The organism is Rhizobium sp. Rhizsp82 (assembly GCF_047325115.1).
In the GTDB taxonomy this organism is placed as follows: Bacteria; Pseudomonadota; Alphaproteobacteria; order Rhizobiales; family Rhizobiaceae; genus Rhizobium.
Window position 1 is genome coordinate 554,832 of sequence record NZ_CP168569.1, and the last position, 16,823, is coordinate 571,654.

General features: G+C 60.8%; 17 protein-coding genes and 3 pseudogenes. 3 read left to right on the plus strand and 17 right to left on the minus strand.

The features are described from left to right. Positions 1-397: 397 nt before the first annotated feature. The 5 genes from ACEN84_RS02770 to ACEN84_RS02790 all read right to left on the minus strand — a co-directional run bounded on the left by ACEN84_RS02770 (position 398) and on the right by ACEN84_RS02790 (position 2,567). Positions 398-832, minus strand: a complete 435-nt coding sequence (locus ACEN84_RS02770; RefSeq protein ID WP_413708549.1) for a hypothetical protein — start codon at positions 830-832, stop codon at positions 398-400. A 236-nt stretch (positions 833-1,068) separates the two neighbouring features. Then, positions 1,069-1,563 carry an N-acetyltransferase family protein gene (locus ACEN84_RS02775; protein ID WP_413708550.1) on the minus strand — a complete coding sequence of 165 codons (495 nt, stop codon included), beginning with the start codon at positions 1,561-1,563 and terminating at the stop codon, positions 1,069-1,071. 18 nt (positions 1,564-1,581) lie between these two features. Next, positions 1,582-2,031: a hypothetical protein gene (locus ACEN84_RS02780; protein WP_413708551.1), complete on the minus strand. Its 450-nt coding sequence runs from the start codon at positions 2,029-2,031 to the stop codon at positions 1,582-1,584. A gap of 62 nt (positions 2,032-2,093) precedes the next feature. After that, positions 2,094-2,216: a hypothetical protein gene (locus ACEN84_RS02785; RefSeq protein ID WP_413708552.1), complete on the minus strand. Its 123-nt coding sequence runs from the start codon at positions 2,214-2,216 to the stop codon at positions 2,094-2,096. A gap of 117 nt (positions 2,217-2,333) precedes the next feature. Continuing rightward, on the minus strand, positions 2,334-2,567 hold the full coding sequence (locus ACEN84_RS02790; protein ID WP_413708553.1) for a hypothetical protein: 234 nt from the start codon (positions 2,565-2,567) through the stop codon (positions 2,334-2,336). Between the two features lie 543 nt (positions 2,568-3,110). Here ACEN84_RS02790 and ACEN84_RS02795 point away from each other — a divergent pair. Beyond that, entirely contained in the window at positions 3,111-3,281 is a 171-nt protein-coding gene (locus ACEN84_RS02795; protein ID WP_413708554.1) for a low affinity iron permease family protein, read from the plus strand. A 68-nt stretch (positions 3,282-3,349) separates the two neighbouring features. Here ACEN84_RS02795 and ACEN84_RS02800 read toward each other — a convergent pair whose 3' ends face one another. Together ACEN84_RS02800 and ACEN84_RS02805 are read right to left on the minus strand one after the other, a co-directional pair. Then, a complete protein-coding gene (locus ACEN84_RS02800) occupies positions 3,350-3,883 on the minus strand; it encodes a DUF4142 domain-containing protein (protein ID WP_413708555.1) in 534 nt (177 codons plus the stop codon). A gap of 10 nt (positions 3,884-3,893) precedes the next feature. After that, on the minus strand, positions 3,894-4,940 hold the full coding sequence (locus ACEN84_RS02805; RefSeq protein WP_413708556.1) for an alpha/beta hydrolase: 1,047 nt from the start codon (positions 4,938-4,940) through the stop codon (positions 3,894-3,896). A 216-nt stretch (positions 4,941-5,156) separates the two neighbouring features. Here ACEN84_RS02805 and ACEN84_RS02810 point away from each other — a divergent pair, with 216 nt between their 5' ends. Continuing rightward, a complete protein-coding gene (locus ACEN84_RS02810; protein ID WP_413709027.1) occupies positions 5,157-6,242 on the plus strand; it encodes a catalase family protein in 1,086 nt (361 codons plus the stop codon). A 133-nt stretch (positions 6,243-6,375) separates the two neighbouring features. Beyond that, a complete protein-coding gene (locus ACEN84_RS02815) occupies positions 6,376-7,392 on the plus strand; it encodes a PAS domain S-box protein (RefSeq protein WP_413708557.1) in 1,017 nt (338 codons plus the stop codon). Positions 7,393-7,458: 66 nt separating this feature from the next. Here ACEN84_RS02815 and istB read toward each other — a convergent pair whose 3' ends face one another. The 10 genes and pseudogenes from istB to ACEN84_RS02865 all read right to left on the minus strand — a co-directional run bounded on the left by istB (position 7,459) and on the right by ACEN84_RS02865 (position 16,817). Then, positions 7,459-8,217, minus strand: coding sequence for an IS21-like element helper ATPase IstB (gene istB, locus ACEN84_RS02820; protein WP_413708558.1), 759 nt, complete (start codon positions 8,215-8,217; stop codon positions 7,459-7,461). Continuing rightward, on the minus strand, positions 8,214-9,668 hold the full coding sequence (gene istA / locus ACEN84_RS02825; RefSeq protein ID WP_413709028.1) for an IS21 family transposase: 1,455 nt from the start codon (positions 9,666-9,668) through the stop codon (positions 8,214-8,216). The genes istB and istA overlap by 4 nt, the downstream gene beginning before the upstream one ends. Positions 9,669-9,832: 164 nt before the next feature. Then, positions 9,833-9,946, minus strand: a pseudogene (locus ACEN84_RS02830) (SDR family NAD(P)-dependent oxidoreductase); the annotation flags it as partial. 13 nt (positions 9,947-9,959) lie between these two features. Further along, positions 9,960-10,717 (minus strand): annotated as a pseudogene (locus ACEN84_RS02835) (SDR family NAD(P)-dependent oxidoreductase). 9 nt (positions 10,718-10,726) lie between these two features. Next, positions 10,727-11,760 (minus strand): annotated as a pseudogene (locus ACEN84_RS02840) (proline racemase family protein). Between the two features lie 11 nt (positions 11,761-11,771). Further along, the gene (locus ACEN84_RS02845; RefSeq protein WP_413708559.1) at positions 11,772-13,247 is read right to left on the minus strand and encodes an aldehyde dehydrogenase family protein; all 1,476 of its coding nucleotides are present in this window, start codon (positions 13,245-13,247) and stop codon (positions 11,772-11,774) included. A 33-nt stretch (positions 13,248-13,280) separates the two neighbouring features. Then, entirely contained in the window at positions 13,281-14,519 is a 1,239-nt protein-coding gene (locus ACEN84_RS02850) for an NAD(P)/FAD-dependent oxidoreductase (RefSeq protein WP_413708560.1), read from the minus strand. A 56-nt stretch (positions 14,520-14,575) separates the two neighbouring features. After that, complete coding sequence (gene dapA / locus ACEN84_RS02855; protein WP_413708561.1) at positions 14,576-15,454, minus strand: 4-hydroxy-tetrahydrodipicolinate synthase; 879 nt, start codon at positions 15,452-15,454, stop codon at positions 14,576-14,578. A gap of 25 nt (positions 15,455-15,479) precedes the next feature. Continuing rightward, positions 15,480-16,145: an amino acid ABC transporter permease gene (locus ACEN84_RS02860; RefSeq protein WP_111564626.1), complete on the minus strand. Its 666-nt coding sequence runs from the start codon at positions 16,143-16,145 to the stop codon at positions 15,480-15,482. Positions 16,146-16,154: 9 nt separating this feature from the next. Continuing rightward, positions 16,155-16,817, minus strand: coding sequence for an amino acid ABC transporter permease (locus ACEN84_RS02865; protein ID WP_413709029.1), 663 nt, complete (start codon positions 16,815-16,817; stop codon positions 16,155-16,157). Positions 16,818-16,823: the final 6 nt, after the last annotated feature.

The window sequence follows — 16,823 nt, forward strand, 5'->3', positions numbered from 1 at the left end:
CTTCAGTCCCAGCAGATATGCGACCATGGTCCAGGATGATCGAGCGAAAATGATGCTCGGCTGTTGAGATGATGCATTCGCGCGTACAACGCAGAGAACTCTGAAGACGTCGCCTTGCAATGCGCCTGCCCAACCTGCGCGTCGCAATTATGGGCGCGTTCCATCCTCGGCGGCTCAAACTCTTCGAGGCGCGCGGCTCAGTTCCGCGTGAACCAACCGAGATGGTCTTGTCTTAGACCAGTACGCGTTATTCGCTCACGGTGGCGTGGCGGACGTGTCCGACCCAACCAGGCCACGCCCGAGGCGAACAGCTTGAGAGCGACGCGCCCTTCCGTAAATTTACGCGGGCACTTACTGTAAATGCCTTACCTCGCTGAGTGCAGGATGACAGCATCTCCTAACGCACCGTGTCCGAGACAGCGGGATCGTCTGCCGGATCAAACTCGACCTGGCAGGAATCCTTGATCGCCTGACCAGCTTCCATGATCGCGACGACGATCTCGTCCGTCTTCCAACCCGCGCGGTTGGCGGAAGCCACGAGATCGTCCAATGCCAGGCGGACCGTCTTCCTTGCTTCCTTGAAGCGCTCGGCCTCAACTTCGGTCGAGGGCGCCGGGAAATCGGATGCGGCCCCGGAACGCGGGCTGGATCCCAGTCCGGCTTTCTCGTTGGCAGCTCCGGTCGAGACTGCCTCATTCTCCGGGTGTGAGACCGTCACATCGAGTTCCTCTGGAAGCTTCATCGCCTGTCGGACGTTCATCAGCCCGATCGGCACTTCTTCGCCAGTGCCGGTCACCACCTTCACCTCGACGATCTTCTTCTCATCGGTCATGGCATTTCTCCTTGATCAGGAAAACCTTACGGGGCGTCTATCGGTTCCGCTCATCGGGGCGCTCTTAATCGAAGAATCCGATTTCTCGCGGTTCCTTGATGACGAGGCCGGTGTCGCATTCGCGGAGCGCGACCAGAGCGCCTACATGGTCCGTGTTTTAAGCTTGGTGAAAACCGCAGGCGGCGACAGCTACATTGGCGCACGAGCGCACGTCGGAACGGACAGCGCCGACCTCGTCATTTCGAGGAGAGCGTCATCTCGATCATCGTCGGCCTGAAGCCCACCGCATCGAAAAGCGCCTGTCCGGCAACATTTCGGAAGGCCGTCGAAAGTATGACCTGCCCTGCCCCGAGGCGCCGCAGTTCCTCGACTGCGGCGAGCAGGAGCGCTCGCCCCGCGCCGCGTCTTCGACTGGCATGTTCCACGAAGATGTCATGGATCACGCCTGCCGCCCCCCGGAGCGCCATGTAGTCCGGCCCTTCCAGTCCAGCGAACACGTAGCCGACGATCTGTCCCGCGGCCTCCGCGACCAGTACGAGCGCGCCCTGCCGGTCTATCTGCCTCTTGAGGTAGTCGGCGTACATTGCAGGCGTCTTCTCGCCCGCTGATATGAAGCGCGAGGGATCCCAGTCGTGGTGGAGCGCAACGAGCTGCGCGCCGTAAGCACCCAGAGTGTCGGCATCGGCCTCGGTCGCAGGCCTAACATTTACACCGATTTGGCTAGAAGTCATGTCGCGTCCATCACCCATTTAAAGCAAGTTCGAGTCATAGCCATGAAATTCTTTAAGGAAATTTCCCGCCTGCCTTTTGTCTGGTGAGGTGACGATGACGAAGCGGCGTCCGTCGCCCTGTCCATTCTGGTTCGCAAGATCGATCAACCAGATCGTGTTCGCCGAGCCTTCGGTAATCTCGATAAGTCTCTCCATGACGGGATCTGCCTCGTCATCCACGCCGAAAGTCGTTTCGTAGGCGAAGGTCTCCTGTATCGGCGGCCCCTTGATCTGGTCCCGGAACCATTTCCATACATTGTCGAAGTCCACAGGGAACGGGGGAAATTCTGTGTTCACCTGTACGACGTCCCTAGCGAAGATGACCTCCCCATCGAAGAAGGCGTGCATTCCGAGAAAGTACTCCGACAGCTTCATGTGGCTGGAGAGAGCGTCGCGCAGCGTCTTGAGGTTCGAGGTAGCCTGAAACATACAAGTCTCCGTGTGCTGCCGTTCAACGCGTTCCGCCACCGCGGGGCGGCGGACCCGACCACCTATTTTCGCGTGATGTCGTACGGTTTCGGATAGGAAGCCTCATGACGGGACGGCAGCACGTTCACGGCGACCACAGCAATGATGAGCACGACGATCGAAGTGACGACTAGAGTGATCTTCATCGTATTCCTCCGTTTCGCAGAGGAAACCATCGCAGCGCTTCCGGGTTCCAACCGGCATGCGGGCTGGCGTTCATACAGCAGCAGGAACCGCCTCTCGAAGACGAACCGATCGACGAGCTAGTGCACGGAATTGGAGGTAGGCGCGTTGACGCGGGTCGCCCACCTCCCGACATAGGTGCCGATCAGCATGGTAGTGACGTCGTCCAGCGAACGATGTCCTTCCTGAAAGAACCCGATCGCGGCTGCGCTGAGCGTGTGCGATGCCTGATCGTCCGGCTCCACCTCATAGTATCGGTACCAGGCTTGGACTGCTTCGGAAAGCATGCGGAAATGTTCGTCGAGAGTCGGCATCGGACTTCCTCCAGGGTGGTGAAGTAGCGGGCCGCCCGCCCATATCAAGAACTATCTCTTCTTCTCTTCCCTCGCGAACCAGTGCTCGTCGCGAACGGAGACAGCAAACGCAAACATTCCGCGTGGCTTCAACCTCGGCAGCATTGGGAAGCCTGCCCTCCCGACATTCCGCCAGTTCCTCCACGTCCTCAGCGTGAAGGTGCACACTACGGCTCCCTACGTGGAACGAGCCAGTCTTGGGGTGTTTCCAGTTCGGAGCTCCCCGGAAGCCCGAGCAACACCGGTCCAACAAATCCGAGCTTGAAGCGGCAAACCCCTTGACCGCAGGATGAGCGTGCTTGGAACTTCGAGGCCTGTCAGATGTTCGACCGTGACCTTTCCAGAAAGGCATCGGCATGAAATGGCGTTCCTGGCTGACCGACCTCGGATCGTGGACTGCTAGTCCCATCGCGTTCGCGGTAGTGCTTCTGTATGGGCTGTCGTGGCGCATCTTCAGTCCCGGCACCCTCGAATGGCGGCTATGCGACCTTGGCGACATGGCTTATGACCCTATTCATCCAACGCGCCGAGCATTGGGACACCCAGGCAGTTCATGCGAAGCTCGATGAACTCCTGCACGCCAACGGCGAAGCGAGGAAAGACATCACCAAACTCGACGAACGCGAGCCTGAGGAGATCGAGGGTTTCCGCGAGAGGCACACCGCAACAGACTAGGGAGCATCCGCGCGAGCCGTTCTCCGCTCTCTCGGAAGGCCGGGCAAACTGCCGGGCCTTCCACTGGATCAGTGAGCAGCCACCAGCTTCTGCACGTGCATCTTGTGCATCTCCAGCGTCGGCAGCGTCTTTTTGGCGAAGGCCTGCACTGCAGGGTCGTCGCCGCCCTTGGCATAAGTGGCGAAGAGGCTGACGGCCTCCATGTGAGCGACGTTCTGCATCTCGATATAGAGCGGCTGAAACTCCTGCTCGGAGGCGCCCTTCAGGGTCTCGAGCATTGCTGCATGCTTCGGAGCCATCGGCGGCTCGGGGCCGTCCACCTTCGCCGCCGCTTTCAATTCCTCCGCGGCCTTGGTATGATCGGCAATCATCTGTTTGGCGAACTCCTTGAAGTCGCCGTCTTTCGCCTTTTCTTCGGCGAGCTTGCTGGACTCGATTTCGAAGGCGTTGGAGCTGGATACGACCTTCACGAACGACGCCTTGTCGACCTTGAAGGGTGCGGCTGCGGTATCGGCAGAAGCCGGAGACTTGGCGTCGACGGATGGGACGAACGAAAAGGCCAGGGCCGTGGTGGCAACCAATGCCAGTGCGATGTTCTTCATGATGGAATCCTTACTTGGCCTTGTCGAAGGTGGAGGTGAGATCGGCGATGGCCATGTCCATGGCCTGCTTCGCCTGCGGGACGACCTTCGCCATGCCGAAGAACTCGTGCGTCACGCCATCGAAGGTCTTTGCGTCGACCTCGACGCCCGCTGCCTTTAGCTTTTCGGCATAGGCCTGCCCTTCGGAGCGAAGCGGATCGAACTGGGCGGTGATGACAGTCGCCGGAGCGACGCCGGCGAGATCGTCGCGACCGACGAGGTTCAGCCGCTTGTCGGACGTCTTGTCCATGGAGGTGAACGTATTTTTCACGAACCATTCCATGTCGGCCTTGCCGAGAGGTTTGGCGTCGGCGTTCTCCTTGTAGGAGTCCGTGTCCATGTCGTTCCCGGCGACCGGATAGACCAGGACCTGACGAACCGGCTGCTTCGTCTTCATCTCCTTTGCCATCAGCGCGACATTGGCGGCGAGGTTGCCACCTGCGCTCTCACCGGCAACGGCGACCTTGTCGGCGTTGCCGTTCAGCTCATGAATGTTCTCGACCACCCACTTGTAGGCTGTCCAGGCGTCTTCGTGAGCGGCCGGAAACTTGTGCTCGGGCGCGTGCCGATACTCGACCGACACCACGATGGCGTGGGCGCCGAGCGCAAGTGCCCGCGGGGCGCCGTCATAGACGTTGATGTCGGCGACGACCCAGCCGCCGCCGTGGTAGTAGACCACGACCGGGAACGGGCCTTCGCCGCCGGGGATGTAGACACGTGCCGCGAGCGCGCCTGCCTTCGAGGGGATCGCGATGTCCTTGGTGGTGACCTGCGCCTCCGGATTAGAGGAAATGCGCTTGTCCCACTGGACGGCCCGCGCGGCGTCGGCGGCGCTTGCCTGGGTACGGGCTTCGGGCACCGTAAGCGTTGCAAAAGGCTTGACGTTGAGCGCCTGAAGCTTGTCGAGGACGGCTTGCATTTCGGCGGTTGGCTTGGGGGCATCCTGCGCCGATGCGGCCACGCAGGTGGACGCGGCCAGCGCCGCCGCAAGCAGCGTGATTTTCAATTGGTTTAGCAAGGGAGTTACTCCGTGAAAAGACGGATGCGAAACCATTGCACCCCCGCTAAGTTCCCCTACCGTGTCTCACGAAAAAGTCACACGCGCTTTGTGATCCGGAGGAGGCTCATCGTCGTAGTAGAAGCCCTTCCCAGTTCCCAACGCGTCGTGGGAGCGGTCGACGGAACTTCCAGCCGCTTCAAGCCTTTAGCGAAATATGTTGCGAAAGGACCGATCATGTCACTTCCCTCACCCGTCCTCTACACGCCGGAGGTGGAAGAGATCCTTCCGGACGAGCAGGCGACCATCGGAAAACTAAACGAGACCTTCGACACGATCCTCGTGACGACGGCGAAGGACTACGGCCATGCAGTCCGCTCTGTTCATGCGAAGGCGCATGGAATCCTTCGCGGAAGGCTCACCGTGCTAGATGGCCTTCCACCGGAGCTCGCGCAGGGTCTCTTTTCCAAGCCCGGCGAGTACGAGGCATACATCCGCATCTCAACGAACGCCGGTGACATCCTGCCGGATGCGATTTCTCTGCCGCGCGGGCTCGCGCTGAAAGTCGTCGGCGTAGACGGTGCGCGCCTGCCCGACGCAGCCGGCGACACGCAGGACTTCGTGATGGTGAATGGCCCGGTGTTCCAAGCGAAGACTGCTGAGAAGTTTCTAGGCAGCTTGAAGATGCTGTCGAAGACCACCGACCGCATGGAAGGCGCCAAGAAGACGATGTCCACCGTCCTGCAGGGCGTGAACACTGCTTTGGAAACCGTTGGCGTCTCGAGTTCGACGGTTCAGTCCTTGGGCGGCGCGCCGAACGTCGATCCGATGGGTGAGACGTATTTCAGCGTCACTCCATTTAGGTATGGCGACTATATCGCAAAGTTCAGCCTGAAGCCGTCGTCGAAAGATCTCACGGACCTGACGGGCAAGGAAATCGACGCCTCCGATCGCCAGGACGCTATCCGCGAAACCGTCCATGCCGACATGAACCACCTTGAGGCGGAGTGGGAGTTTCGAGTGCAGCTCTGTCGTGATCTGGAACAGCAGCCGGTCGAGGATCCGACGGTCGAATGGAAGGAAGACGCGGCACCCTTCGTCACGGTTGCCCGGCTTCGAGCCGGACCGCAGGATAGCTGGCAGCCGGAGCAGGTCCAGCGGGTCGACGAGGAAATGCGTTTCAGCGTCTGGACTGGATTGGAAGCCCACCGTCCTCTCGGCAACATCAACCGGGCAAGGAAGGCGCCGTACGAACATTCCGCCGGCTTCAGAGAGCGCTTCAACGGTTGCCCGATCCATGAGCCGAGCAGTCGGATCAGTTGATCGGGGGACGCCATTCTACTCAGTCCTGTCGAGCGACCAAAGAAGCGCTTAGTCGGGGCGCCATTGCCGGATTACGTACCGGGGTAATAGGGTCCCTTCACTTCAATGGCCCTCGGGTCAAGGGGCATACTTTATGAATGCGAACGAAAACGCCAGAGAGCTCCGCCGCCTGCAGGCTCTCGAGGCCTACGCAATCCTCGACACTCCGCCGGAGGAGGATTTTGACGACGTCGCGAAGCTCGCCTCCGACATCTGCGCGACGCCGATCGCGGTCGTCAATCTGATCGGTGACCGTCGGCAGTTCTTCAAGGCTGAGGTCGGACTAGGTGTTCGCGAGACGCCTTTCGGAAGTTCGTTCTGCGCCAAGGCCATCCTCGAGAACGACTTCCTGATGGTCCCTAACGCGACGGAGGACGCGCGCTTCGACTGCAACCCCCTTGTGACGGGCGAGCCTCACCTACGTTTCTACGCCGGCGCGATCCTGAAGACGCCGGAAGGATTGCCTGTCGGTACGGTATGCGTTCTGGACTACGAGCCGCGAGAGCTGGACGAAGTCCAGCAGCGGACGCTTCGCGTCTTGGCTTCGCAGGTGATGGCCCGGCTTGAGCTGCGCCGGGTCGCGGCGTTAGAGGCTTCCGCCCGCCGGGCGGAGCGCGAGGAGAAGGCGCGATACAAGGCGGTCTTCGACAGTGCAACCGATTACGCGATCATCGTCATGGACCGTGCCGGGCTGGTCACCGACTGGAACGAGGGTGCGATCCGTATCCTTGGCTGGGAGCGGTCGGAGGCGGTCGGGCGCGACGGCTCGTTCTTCTTCACGCCGGAAGATCGGGAGGCGGGCATTCCGGACCAGGAAATGCAATCGGCGCTGGAAAGCGGACACGGTATGGACGAACGCTGGCACCTGCGGAAGGGTGGCGAGCGCTTCTGGGCGAACGGCGAACTTATGCCTCTGACGGCCGAAGACGGCTCGCTACAGGGGTATCTAAAAATTCTTCGGGTTCAGACGAGCGAGCGCCTTCAGGAGGACCAGAAGCAGCTCCTCCTTGAGGAGATGGCACACCGGGTAAAGAACAGCTTCGCTGTCAACGGCGGAGTAAAAACCGGCCACGGGGCGGAGCAAAAGTCGGCCACTGTGGCGCCGGCCTGAGACCGCCGGGAGGGCGTAGCCCGAGCGGGGGTCTCAAGCCGGCGCGGCGATTTTTTGAGGGTAGTTTTAGCCGGCCTTTCGGGCGCGACTTTGAGCGAGACGATAGCTGTCGCCGTTCATCTCAAGGATGTTGACGTGGTGGGTGATGCGATCCAGCAGTGCGCCAGTCAGACGCTCGGAGCCCAAGGTTTCCGTCCATTCGTCAAATGGGAGATTGCTGGTGATCAAGGTGGCGCCGCGCTCGTAGCGTTGCGAGATCAGCTCGAACAGCAATTCCGCCCCGGTCTTCGACAGCGGCACGAAGCCCAGCTCATCGATGATCAGCAGCTTATAGGCGGCCATCTGCTTCTGGAGCCGGAGCAGACGCCGCTCGTCGCGTGCCTCCATCATCTCGCTGACCAGGGCGGCGGCCGTCGTGAAGCCGACGGACAGGCCCTTCTGGCACGCGGCCAGGCCGAGACCGAGCGCGACATGCGTCTTGCCGGTTTCACTGGGGCCGAGCGCAATGACGTTCTCGCGGCGCTCGATCCATTCACAGCGGGCCAGTTCCAGCACCTGCATCTTGTTGAGCTTCGGAATGGCGGCGAAGTCGAAGCTGTCGAGGCTTTTGACGACCGGGAATTTGGCCGCCTTGATCCGACGTTCGACCTTGCGGCGATCCCGCTCGATCATCTCCCGTTCGACAAGCCGGAACAGGTAGCCGACATGATCGACGCCGTCGGTGGCGCATAGCCGGGCCAGCTTCTGGTGCTCGCGCTGGAAGGTCGGCAGCTTGAGAGTCTTGAGATAGTGGCCAAGCAGGATCTCTGGCGCGTCGCTGCTCATGCCGCTTCTCCCGCATCAGATGACAGGAGGCGCATATACGCCTTTGCTGACGTCTTCTCGACCGTCGCCCTCGGCAGGTAGGGATAGATCGCCAGGTCCAGTCGCGGCGGCCGGCGCTCGACCCGGCACAGGATCAGATGCTTGACCGCATCGAAGCCGATCGCGCCGAGCTGAATGGCCTGCTTCACCGCTGCATGTAGATCGGCAAGGTCGAAGCTTTCCAGCAGGCGCAGAACCTGCACGTACTCTCGCCGCCCATGCTTGGCCATGCGGCCTTCCATCAGCCGGCGCAGCGTCGCGAACTCGTCTGGCAAATCCCAGCCCTGAAGAGGGGCTGCCTGATCCAGAGAATTGATCTTCCGCTCGATCAGCGGCAGGTAATGGACGGGATCGAAGACGACGTCTTCCCGCTCCCAGCACCGCGGATGACGGGCGATGACCTCGCCACGGCAGCCGATCACCACCTGATCGACATAGCCCCGGACCCAGACGTCCTGATGGCCGTAGGCGACCGGTACGGAATAGTCGTTGGTCTTGTAGCGCACCAGCGACTGGGCTGTCACAACAGCGCTGGCCTGGTCGCAGGCATCAAACGGCGACGCCGGCAAAGGGCGCATGGCGGCAAGATCGCGCTGAAGCCGTTCTCCGATCGTCTCGATCTCGCCACGCAGCTTGTCGTTCTGGCGTTTGCGGCATTGCTCTTCCAGAAAGGCATTGAACGCATCCCATGTCGCAAACTGTGGGATCGGTACCATGAAGTTGCGACGGGCATAGCCCACGAGACCCTCGACATTCCCTTTGTCATTGCCCTTTCCCGGACGGCCATAGCGATCCCGGATCAGGTAATGGGACAGGAAGCCACTGAACAGCGCTGCCCGTTTGCGCGTGCCGTCAGGGAGGATCTTCGCGACGAGGCAACGGTCGTTGTCATAGACGATCGACTGCGGCACGCCTCCGAAGAACGCGAACGCATGGATGTGACCATCCACCCAGGCTTCTGCCACTGCCGCCGGATAGGCACGCACATAGCATCCGTCGCTATGAGGAAGATCCAGCACAAAGAAGCGAGCTTTCTGCTCGACGCCGCCGATCACCACCGTCGCCTCGCCGAAATCGGCCTGCGCATGGCCCGGCGGATGCGACAACGGCACGAACACCTCCTGGCGGCGTTGATCCCGCTCGCGCATGTAGTCCTTGATGATCGTGTAGCCACCGGTGAAGCCGCACTCATCACGAAGCCGGTCGAACACCCGTTTGGCAGTATGCCGCTGCTTGCGCGGCATCACAATGTCAGCTTCCAGCCACTGCTCGATCGTCGAAACGAATGCATCCAGCTTCGGACGCCGGATCGGTGACCGCCGCTGATAGCCAGGCGGTGTCGAATACGACAGCATCTTGGCCACGCTGTCGCGCGATACGTTGAAATGCTTTGCTGCCTGGCGCTGCGTCATCCCTTCGGAAACAGCCAGGCGAACCCTCAAATAAAGTTCCACGGTGTAGATCCCCTGTCCCTCCTGCGCTCATTGCAGAAAGGAAATAGGTGGCCGGATTTTACTCCGCCCGCGGCTGGACTATTCCGCCGCTACCGTGGCCGACTTTTCCACCGCCGCTCTCATACATCGGTAACGACAACGATCGCGCCCTCCCACGACAAGCGTCGCGCGATCGCGGACCCAATGCCCCCGCCGGCGCCCGTGACAATCGCAACTTTGTTTTCGAAACGCCTCATCATGACTTCTCCTCTACCGAACATAACTGCCGCCATTGACGTCCAGCGTGGCACCATTCAGAGAGACCTGAGAGGGCCTGAGGACGAACGCAACAAGCTCGGCTACCTCCGCCGGTTCAGCCATTTCGCCGATCGGAATATCGGCGACAGCCGCCGCCTTGCCGTTCGTTTTGATGAATTCCATTGCCATGTCTGTCCGCACCCAGCCGGGTGCAATGGCGACGGCGGTCACGCCAATCGCGCCGAAGCTCCGGGCGATCGATTTGGTCAGATTAACAAGCGCGGCTTTCGTTGTGCCATATGGCAGGGCCTCGGCCGCATAACCGCGCTGCCCCGCCCGGCTCGCCATGTTGATGATCCGACCGCCCCCATGTTCCCTGAAGTGCCGTATGGCTTCCTTGCTGAGATCAGCAGCGGCAAAGAAGTTGACCTGGAATTCTCGGTGCCAGGCCGCCCGCCACTCATCCGGCGATGCTTCGATTGATATTTCAGTTCGCACGCCAGCATTGTTGACCAGGGCGTGGATCCGTCCGGCGACATCTACGCCTTCGACCAAAGTTCGAACGGTCCGTCGGCGGAAGACAAGTCGCCCTGGATGATCCAGCCGTTTCCGCCAATTTCCGCCAGGAGCTTCTCCGCACTGGCTTTGTCTCGTCCGAAGTGAATGACCGGCTTCGCGCCCTCTTCGGCCAGCCTTCTGACGATCGCCGCGCCGATCCCGCCGGGCGCGCCTGTAACCAGAACTGCCTGCCCTTCCAGTGCTCTTTTCATGTCGTCACCTCAACGCAACAGGCTAACCTGCGGTCCCCAAGTGTCGGAAAGCGCGAAACCGGTTCGGAACGGATCATCATCCAGCACCCGCAACTCCGTGCGGCCGTAGACGTAGCCCCTGCCCGTAATCCGGGGCAGTACCGCCTTGCGGCCAGCCACTTCAGTTTCACCAATGACTTCCGCTTTGAACTCGCCGCCGATGATTGACCGCGACGTCCTTATATCTCCGACGGAGACGAGGCCACGGGCATGAAGCGTCGCAAGATTTGCCGAGCTGCCCGTTCCACAAGGTGAGCGGTCGACACGACCCGGCTGAAGCGTAGTGCAGGTGCGCACCGCGCCATCAGGCTCGCTATCTCGGAACATAACATAGGCGATCTCGTCGACACCGGGCAATGTCGGATGGGAGACCTTCACCTGCTGGCCCAGCTGCCGCTTCAATTCTATGCCCGCCTCGGCAAGCTCACGGGCATTGTCCGGGTCGATCTTCAGGCCGATCTGGCCGACATCGACGAGCGCGTAATAGACTCCCCCAATCCCACGTCTACCTTCACCCTACCCCATTGCGGAGTGTCGATCTCGTGGTCCAGGAGTTCCGCGAAGCTCGGCACGTTGTCGAGACTGACGCCTACGCAGCGGCCGTTTTCGCACCGGGCGCGCGCCACGATTAGTCCGGCGGGTGTGTCGAGCCGGACCGTTGTTTCAGGTTCGACCATTGGGACGCGACCGGTCTCAAGGAGTGCTGTTACCACGCAGATGCAATTGCTGCCTGACATCGGATGGGCGCGATCGGCCTGCAGCACGATGAAGCCTGCATCAGCCTCCGGCCGCGTCGGAGCGACCAGGAGGTTCACCGACATCGCTACGTTGGCCCGCGGCTCGAACGTCACGAAGCGCCGAAGGCCGTCGTCGACATTGTTAATGTGGTTCATTTTGTCGAGCATGGTCGCGCCGGGGACTTCCGGAGCGCCACCGACCAGGACGTGGCCGAGCTCGCCCTGGCAATGGACCAGCAGTAGTTCAAGGTTGTCTGCGGTAGCCACGGCCTCTGACCTCACTTTATGTACCAACCCCAGGGCTTGTCGGTGACGTACTTCGTGATCTGCTTGGTCTCGAGATAATTATCGAGGCCCCAACGACCCAATTCGCGGCCAATCCCAGACTCCTTGTACCCGCCCCACGGCGCCTCGGTGAATGTCGGCTGCGAGCAATTGATCCAGACAATGCCTGCACGGAAAGCAGCGGCGACACGCTCTGCGCGGACGTCGTCCTTCGACATGACCGCAGCGCCAAGACCGAAGCGGGAGTCGTTCGACAGCTCGACGGCCTCCTCCTCAGTTTTGAATGGCCTGACGCAGACGACAGGGCCAAAGATCTCCTCGACCCAGGCGTCGCTGTCGAGTGGAACGTCTGTCAGGACGGTCGGCTGCAGATAGTAGCCCTTATCGAAGCCCTCAGGACGCTCGCCGCCGTATGCAACGGTCGCACCCGCCTTTCGCGCGCCTTCAATCGCAGCGACCACATTGTCGTGCTGCTTTTGAGAGACCAAGGGTCCAAGCAGCACACCTTCTTCAAGGCCATCGCCGATCTTGATCTTTTTGGTCTCCTCGACGAGCCGTGCGAGAAACCGCCCGTAGATCGTGTCTTGAACGAGAACGCGCGACGTGCCCGAGCACACCTGTCCCTGATTCCAAAAAATGCCGAACATCACCCATTCGACGGCTTCATCGATGTCCGCATCATCGAACACCACAAATGGCGACTTGCCGCCGAGTTCGAGGCTGACGCGCTTGATGTCGCGAGCAGCCGCAGCCATGATTTTCGAGCCGACTGGACCAGACCCGGTGAAGGCCAGCTTGTCGACACCCTTGTGATCGATGATCGCCTGGCCCGCGACGGATCCCGATCCCGTCAGGATATTGAGAACGCCGGGCGGAAGGCCGACCTCGTCCACAATTGCAGCAAGTTCCAGCGCCGTCAGCGAAGTAAGTTCAGCTGGCTTGAGGATCATCGTGCAACCGGCCGCAAGCGCGGGCGCAACTTTCCAGGCAGCCATCAGCAGCGGAAAGTTCCACGGAATGATCGCTCCGGCGACGCCAACCGGCTCCTTGACAGCCTTGGAGACGAAACGGTCATCTGGGAGGGAAACAATTTCCTCAGGGTTGTTGTCGAGTTGCTCGGCAAGCCCGGCGTAGAAGTCGAAGCAGCCCGCGGCATCGGCAATATCCCAATCGGCTTCCGGGAACGGCTTTCCGTTGTCGAGGACTTCCAGCCTGGCGATCTCGGCCTGGCGGTCGCGGATGCCATCGGCGATAGCGCGAAGATACCTGGCACGCTCTGCACCCGTGAGCTGCGCCCAACCGTCCTTGTCAAACGCACGACGAGCTGCCTTTACGGCAACATCCACATCCTCTGCGGTTGCCGATGCAATTGCCTGCATGACTTCCTCGGTCGCCGGATTGATCACATCACATGTGCCGCCCTTGATCGGCTTGACCCACTGGCCGTCGATGTAGAGTTCTGTACGCATAGTCGCTTCCCTTGCTGTCGTTGGTCGAGCCAGTTAAAACCGGTCGACTCGATAGGGTTTCATGTCGACGGGCGGTGTAACGCCCAGGATCAGATCTGTCAGAAGTCGAGCCGTGGTCGCCCCGTAGGTAAGGCCCAGGTGTCCGTGACCTGTCGCGTACCAGACGTTGCCTCGCTTTGCCGACCGTCCCATGACGGGGACTGTGTCAGGCATCGCGGGACGGTGACCCATCCATTCGGACGCCTGTTCGACCTTCAGGTCCGGTAGCGCCTCCCTGGCTCGTTTCACCAGCACCTTGGCGCGGCGATAATCCGGCGCTGCATCAAGGCCAGCCATTTCGACGGTCCCGCCAACACGGATACCCCCTGCCGTCGGGGTCACCATGAACGCGCGGGCTGACCATATGAGCGAGTGGCGCATAGAGACCCCCGGCGCCATGATCTGGGTGTGATAGCCTCGCTCGGTCTCGAGCGGGATCGGCTCGCCGAGCATAGAAGAAAGACGTCCCGTAAATGCACCTGCTGCGAGAACGACGCAATCCGAACTCAGCGCTCGACCATCGCGAAGCCGCACGCTCTTCACGCCAGCGTTGTCTTGGTCGAAGCCGACGACCTCCCCGGTCTCAACGACCCCACCGAGTTTCTTGAACTGGTCGGCGAGTGCCTGAACAAGTTTAAACGGATTGGAAATCGAGCGGTTGTCCGGGAAGAGAACAGCCTTGCCGATCTTCGTGGTCACGGCGGGTTCGAGGTCTCTGATCGCATTACCACCAAGGATCTCGTAGCGGAAACCAAAACGATCGAGGATCTCAATGTGCTCGCGATCAGCCTTGAATTCCGCCTCGTCCGTGTAGACGCTCAAACATCCCTCTGCCGAGATCATGTGCTGAAGACCGGTTTCGGCCAAGAGTACGTCCAGGTCTTCGTAAACGCGACGGCAAAGCACCGCGCCCGCCGCCTCTAGCTCGCGGAGCTTCGAAGGGCGGCTGGCGGAAATGAACCGCAGGAACCACGGAATGAGCTTTGGCATGTAGGAGGGCCGGATCCGGACCGGTCCCTCGGGGTCCATCATCCATCCCGGCATCTGCGCCCAGATCCCCGGTCGGGACGCGGGCATGAACTCGGTCACGGCGATGCTCGCCATGTTGCCGTAGGATGCGCCGGTCCCCGGCTCGTTGCGATCCAGGAGCACCACGGTCTCGCCACGACGCTGTAGCTGGTAGGCGATTGCTGTGCCGATGATCCCGGCGCCGACGACAATGGTTTGAGACACTTCAGCTCCTCGGTCATGGGAGACGGCCGGGGATCTGCCCCGACGTCCGCATCATTTTACCAGTTCAGGATCGGCTGCATCGCAGCCTTGAACTCGGCCTTTTCTTCAGCGGTCAGCTCTCCGAGCGGAGCGCGGGTGATACCGACTGGAAGCCCTTGCAGCTCGCAGCCGTACTTCACTTTCTGCACGAACTTGCCGCTCTCAAGGATGTTCATCGCGCGATAGAGGACGATCATCTTTTCGCGCGCTGCCTTCAGGTCGCCCGAGCGGAAGGTGCGGTCGAGGTCGACGCAGGCCTTCGCCATGCAGTTTGCCGGACCGCAGATCCAGGAGTCCGCACCCCAGAACATGAAGTCGAGGGCGATGTCGTCAGAACCGGACACGAGCGCGATGCGGCCGTTGTATCGAGAATGGATGTCGATCGCCCGCTGGAGCGATCCAGAGCTTTCCTTGATCCCGAGCACCCGCGGATCGTCGGCGAGCGCGTCCAGAATGTCGAAACCGATCTCGACTCCGTCCTTGTAGGGATAGCTGTAGAGGACGAGGTTGATGTCGGTTTCCTTCAGCACCGTTTTGAAGTGCGAGAGGAGCTCGTCTTGCGTCGGACGGGTGTAGAATGGCGTTGCGAGCAGCACCGTGTCATAGCCGATCTCCTTGGCCTGAAGAGTGTTCTCGATGACCTCGCGGGTCGCGGGGGCGTTGGTTCCGGCGATCAGGATTTCGCCGTCGTCCGCGAAATCCTTGACGAACTTGAGCACTTCCAGGCGCTCGTCGTTAGAAAGAGCCGAATATTCTCCTGTCGATCCCATGGGGACCCAGCCCGTGACGCCAGCGGCGCGCAGCGCAATCAGGTGCCTTTCGTAGGCTTTGAAATCGACCTTGCCGTTCGCGTCGAACGGGGTGATGAGAGCGGGCATGACGCCGGAAAGTTTCATGAAATCTGTCTCCTGTAACGGGCCGCTAGATTGCGAGTTTCTTGAGGATGCGTCCCTCGACGAGCGTGACCGCTCGCGTCAGCGGGAAAGCGATGACGAAGTAGATGAGAGCGACCACGGTCAGGACTTCGACCGGCCGCGCCGTGTTGTTCGAAATGTTCTGTCCGACGAACATCAGGTCTGCCATGCCGACCGCCGAGACCAGCGCGCTCTCCTTGAAAAGGCTGACGCAATTCGACAGAAGGGTTGGAATCGCGCGCAAGACGGCCTGGGGAAGAATGACGCTTGTCACCTGGACCCGCGACGGCAGACCGAGGGCAACGCACGCATCCCTTTGTTCAGGCCCGATCGATTTGAGGCTTGCTCGAAACGTCTCGCTGGTGATGGCTCCCATGTAGAGCGTCAACGCGATGACGCCCGAGGCGAAGTTCGACAGTTCCACCCCCAGGATCAGCGGAAGGCAGAAGAAGATCCAGAAAAGCTGGATGAGCACTGGCGTGCCGCGAAAGAACTCCACGTAGGTTCCGGAAACCAGGCGAAGAATCGTGCTGCGCGATGTCCGCGCCAGGCCGACGAGGAAGCCAAGCGTGCACCCCAACAGGATGCAGACCGCCGTGAGCTCCAAGGTCGTCACGAGTCCAAGAAAAAGAGCGTGTTCGAACCTTGCGAGGACGGAGAAATCAAGCGACATCTGGACCTCCTAACTTGCGAGCAATTGACGGCGGCGTTCCAGGAACCCAACAATCTGGGTGATGGGGAACGACACTGCGAAATAGATGAGAGCGACAACCGTGAAGGTCTCGATCGGGCGATAGGTTTCGGTCGCCAGCGATTTGGCCTCGTACATCAGGTCGGCGATGGCAACGATGGCGACGAGCGCGCTCTGCTGGAAGATGACGATTCCGTTGGTCAAAAGCACGGGGACCGAGGCGCGGAACGCGGTCGGAAACACGATGTAGAGCACGAGTTGCCAAGGATTGAGACCAAGCGCGATCCCGGCGTCAATCTGCTCCTTGGGAACCGCCTGGATCGAGGCGCGGTAAGCCTCTGCATTGAAGGCGGTCAGGTTCAGGCCGAGCGCCAACACCCCCATGGTGATTGGATCGAGAAAAACATCGAACAACATGGGCACGCAGTAGAAGATCCAGACGATCTGGACGATCGCGGGCGTACACCGGAAGAATTCGACGAAGAGCATGAACGGCATGCGCAGGAGCCGGTATGGGCTCATCAGCAGCAGGGCCAGGCCAAAGCCGGCGATGACGCCGATGATGTTTGCAGCGACCGTCAGTTCGAGCGAGACCATCAGTCCCCGCAGAAGCGGCGCAAAGGTGATGGAGTTGAAGTCGAACGTGTAGTTCATCGCCAC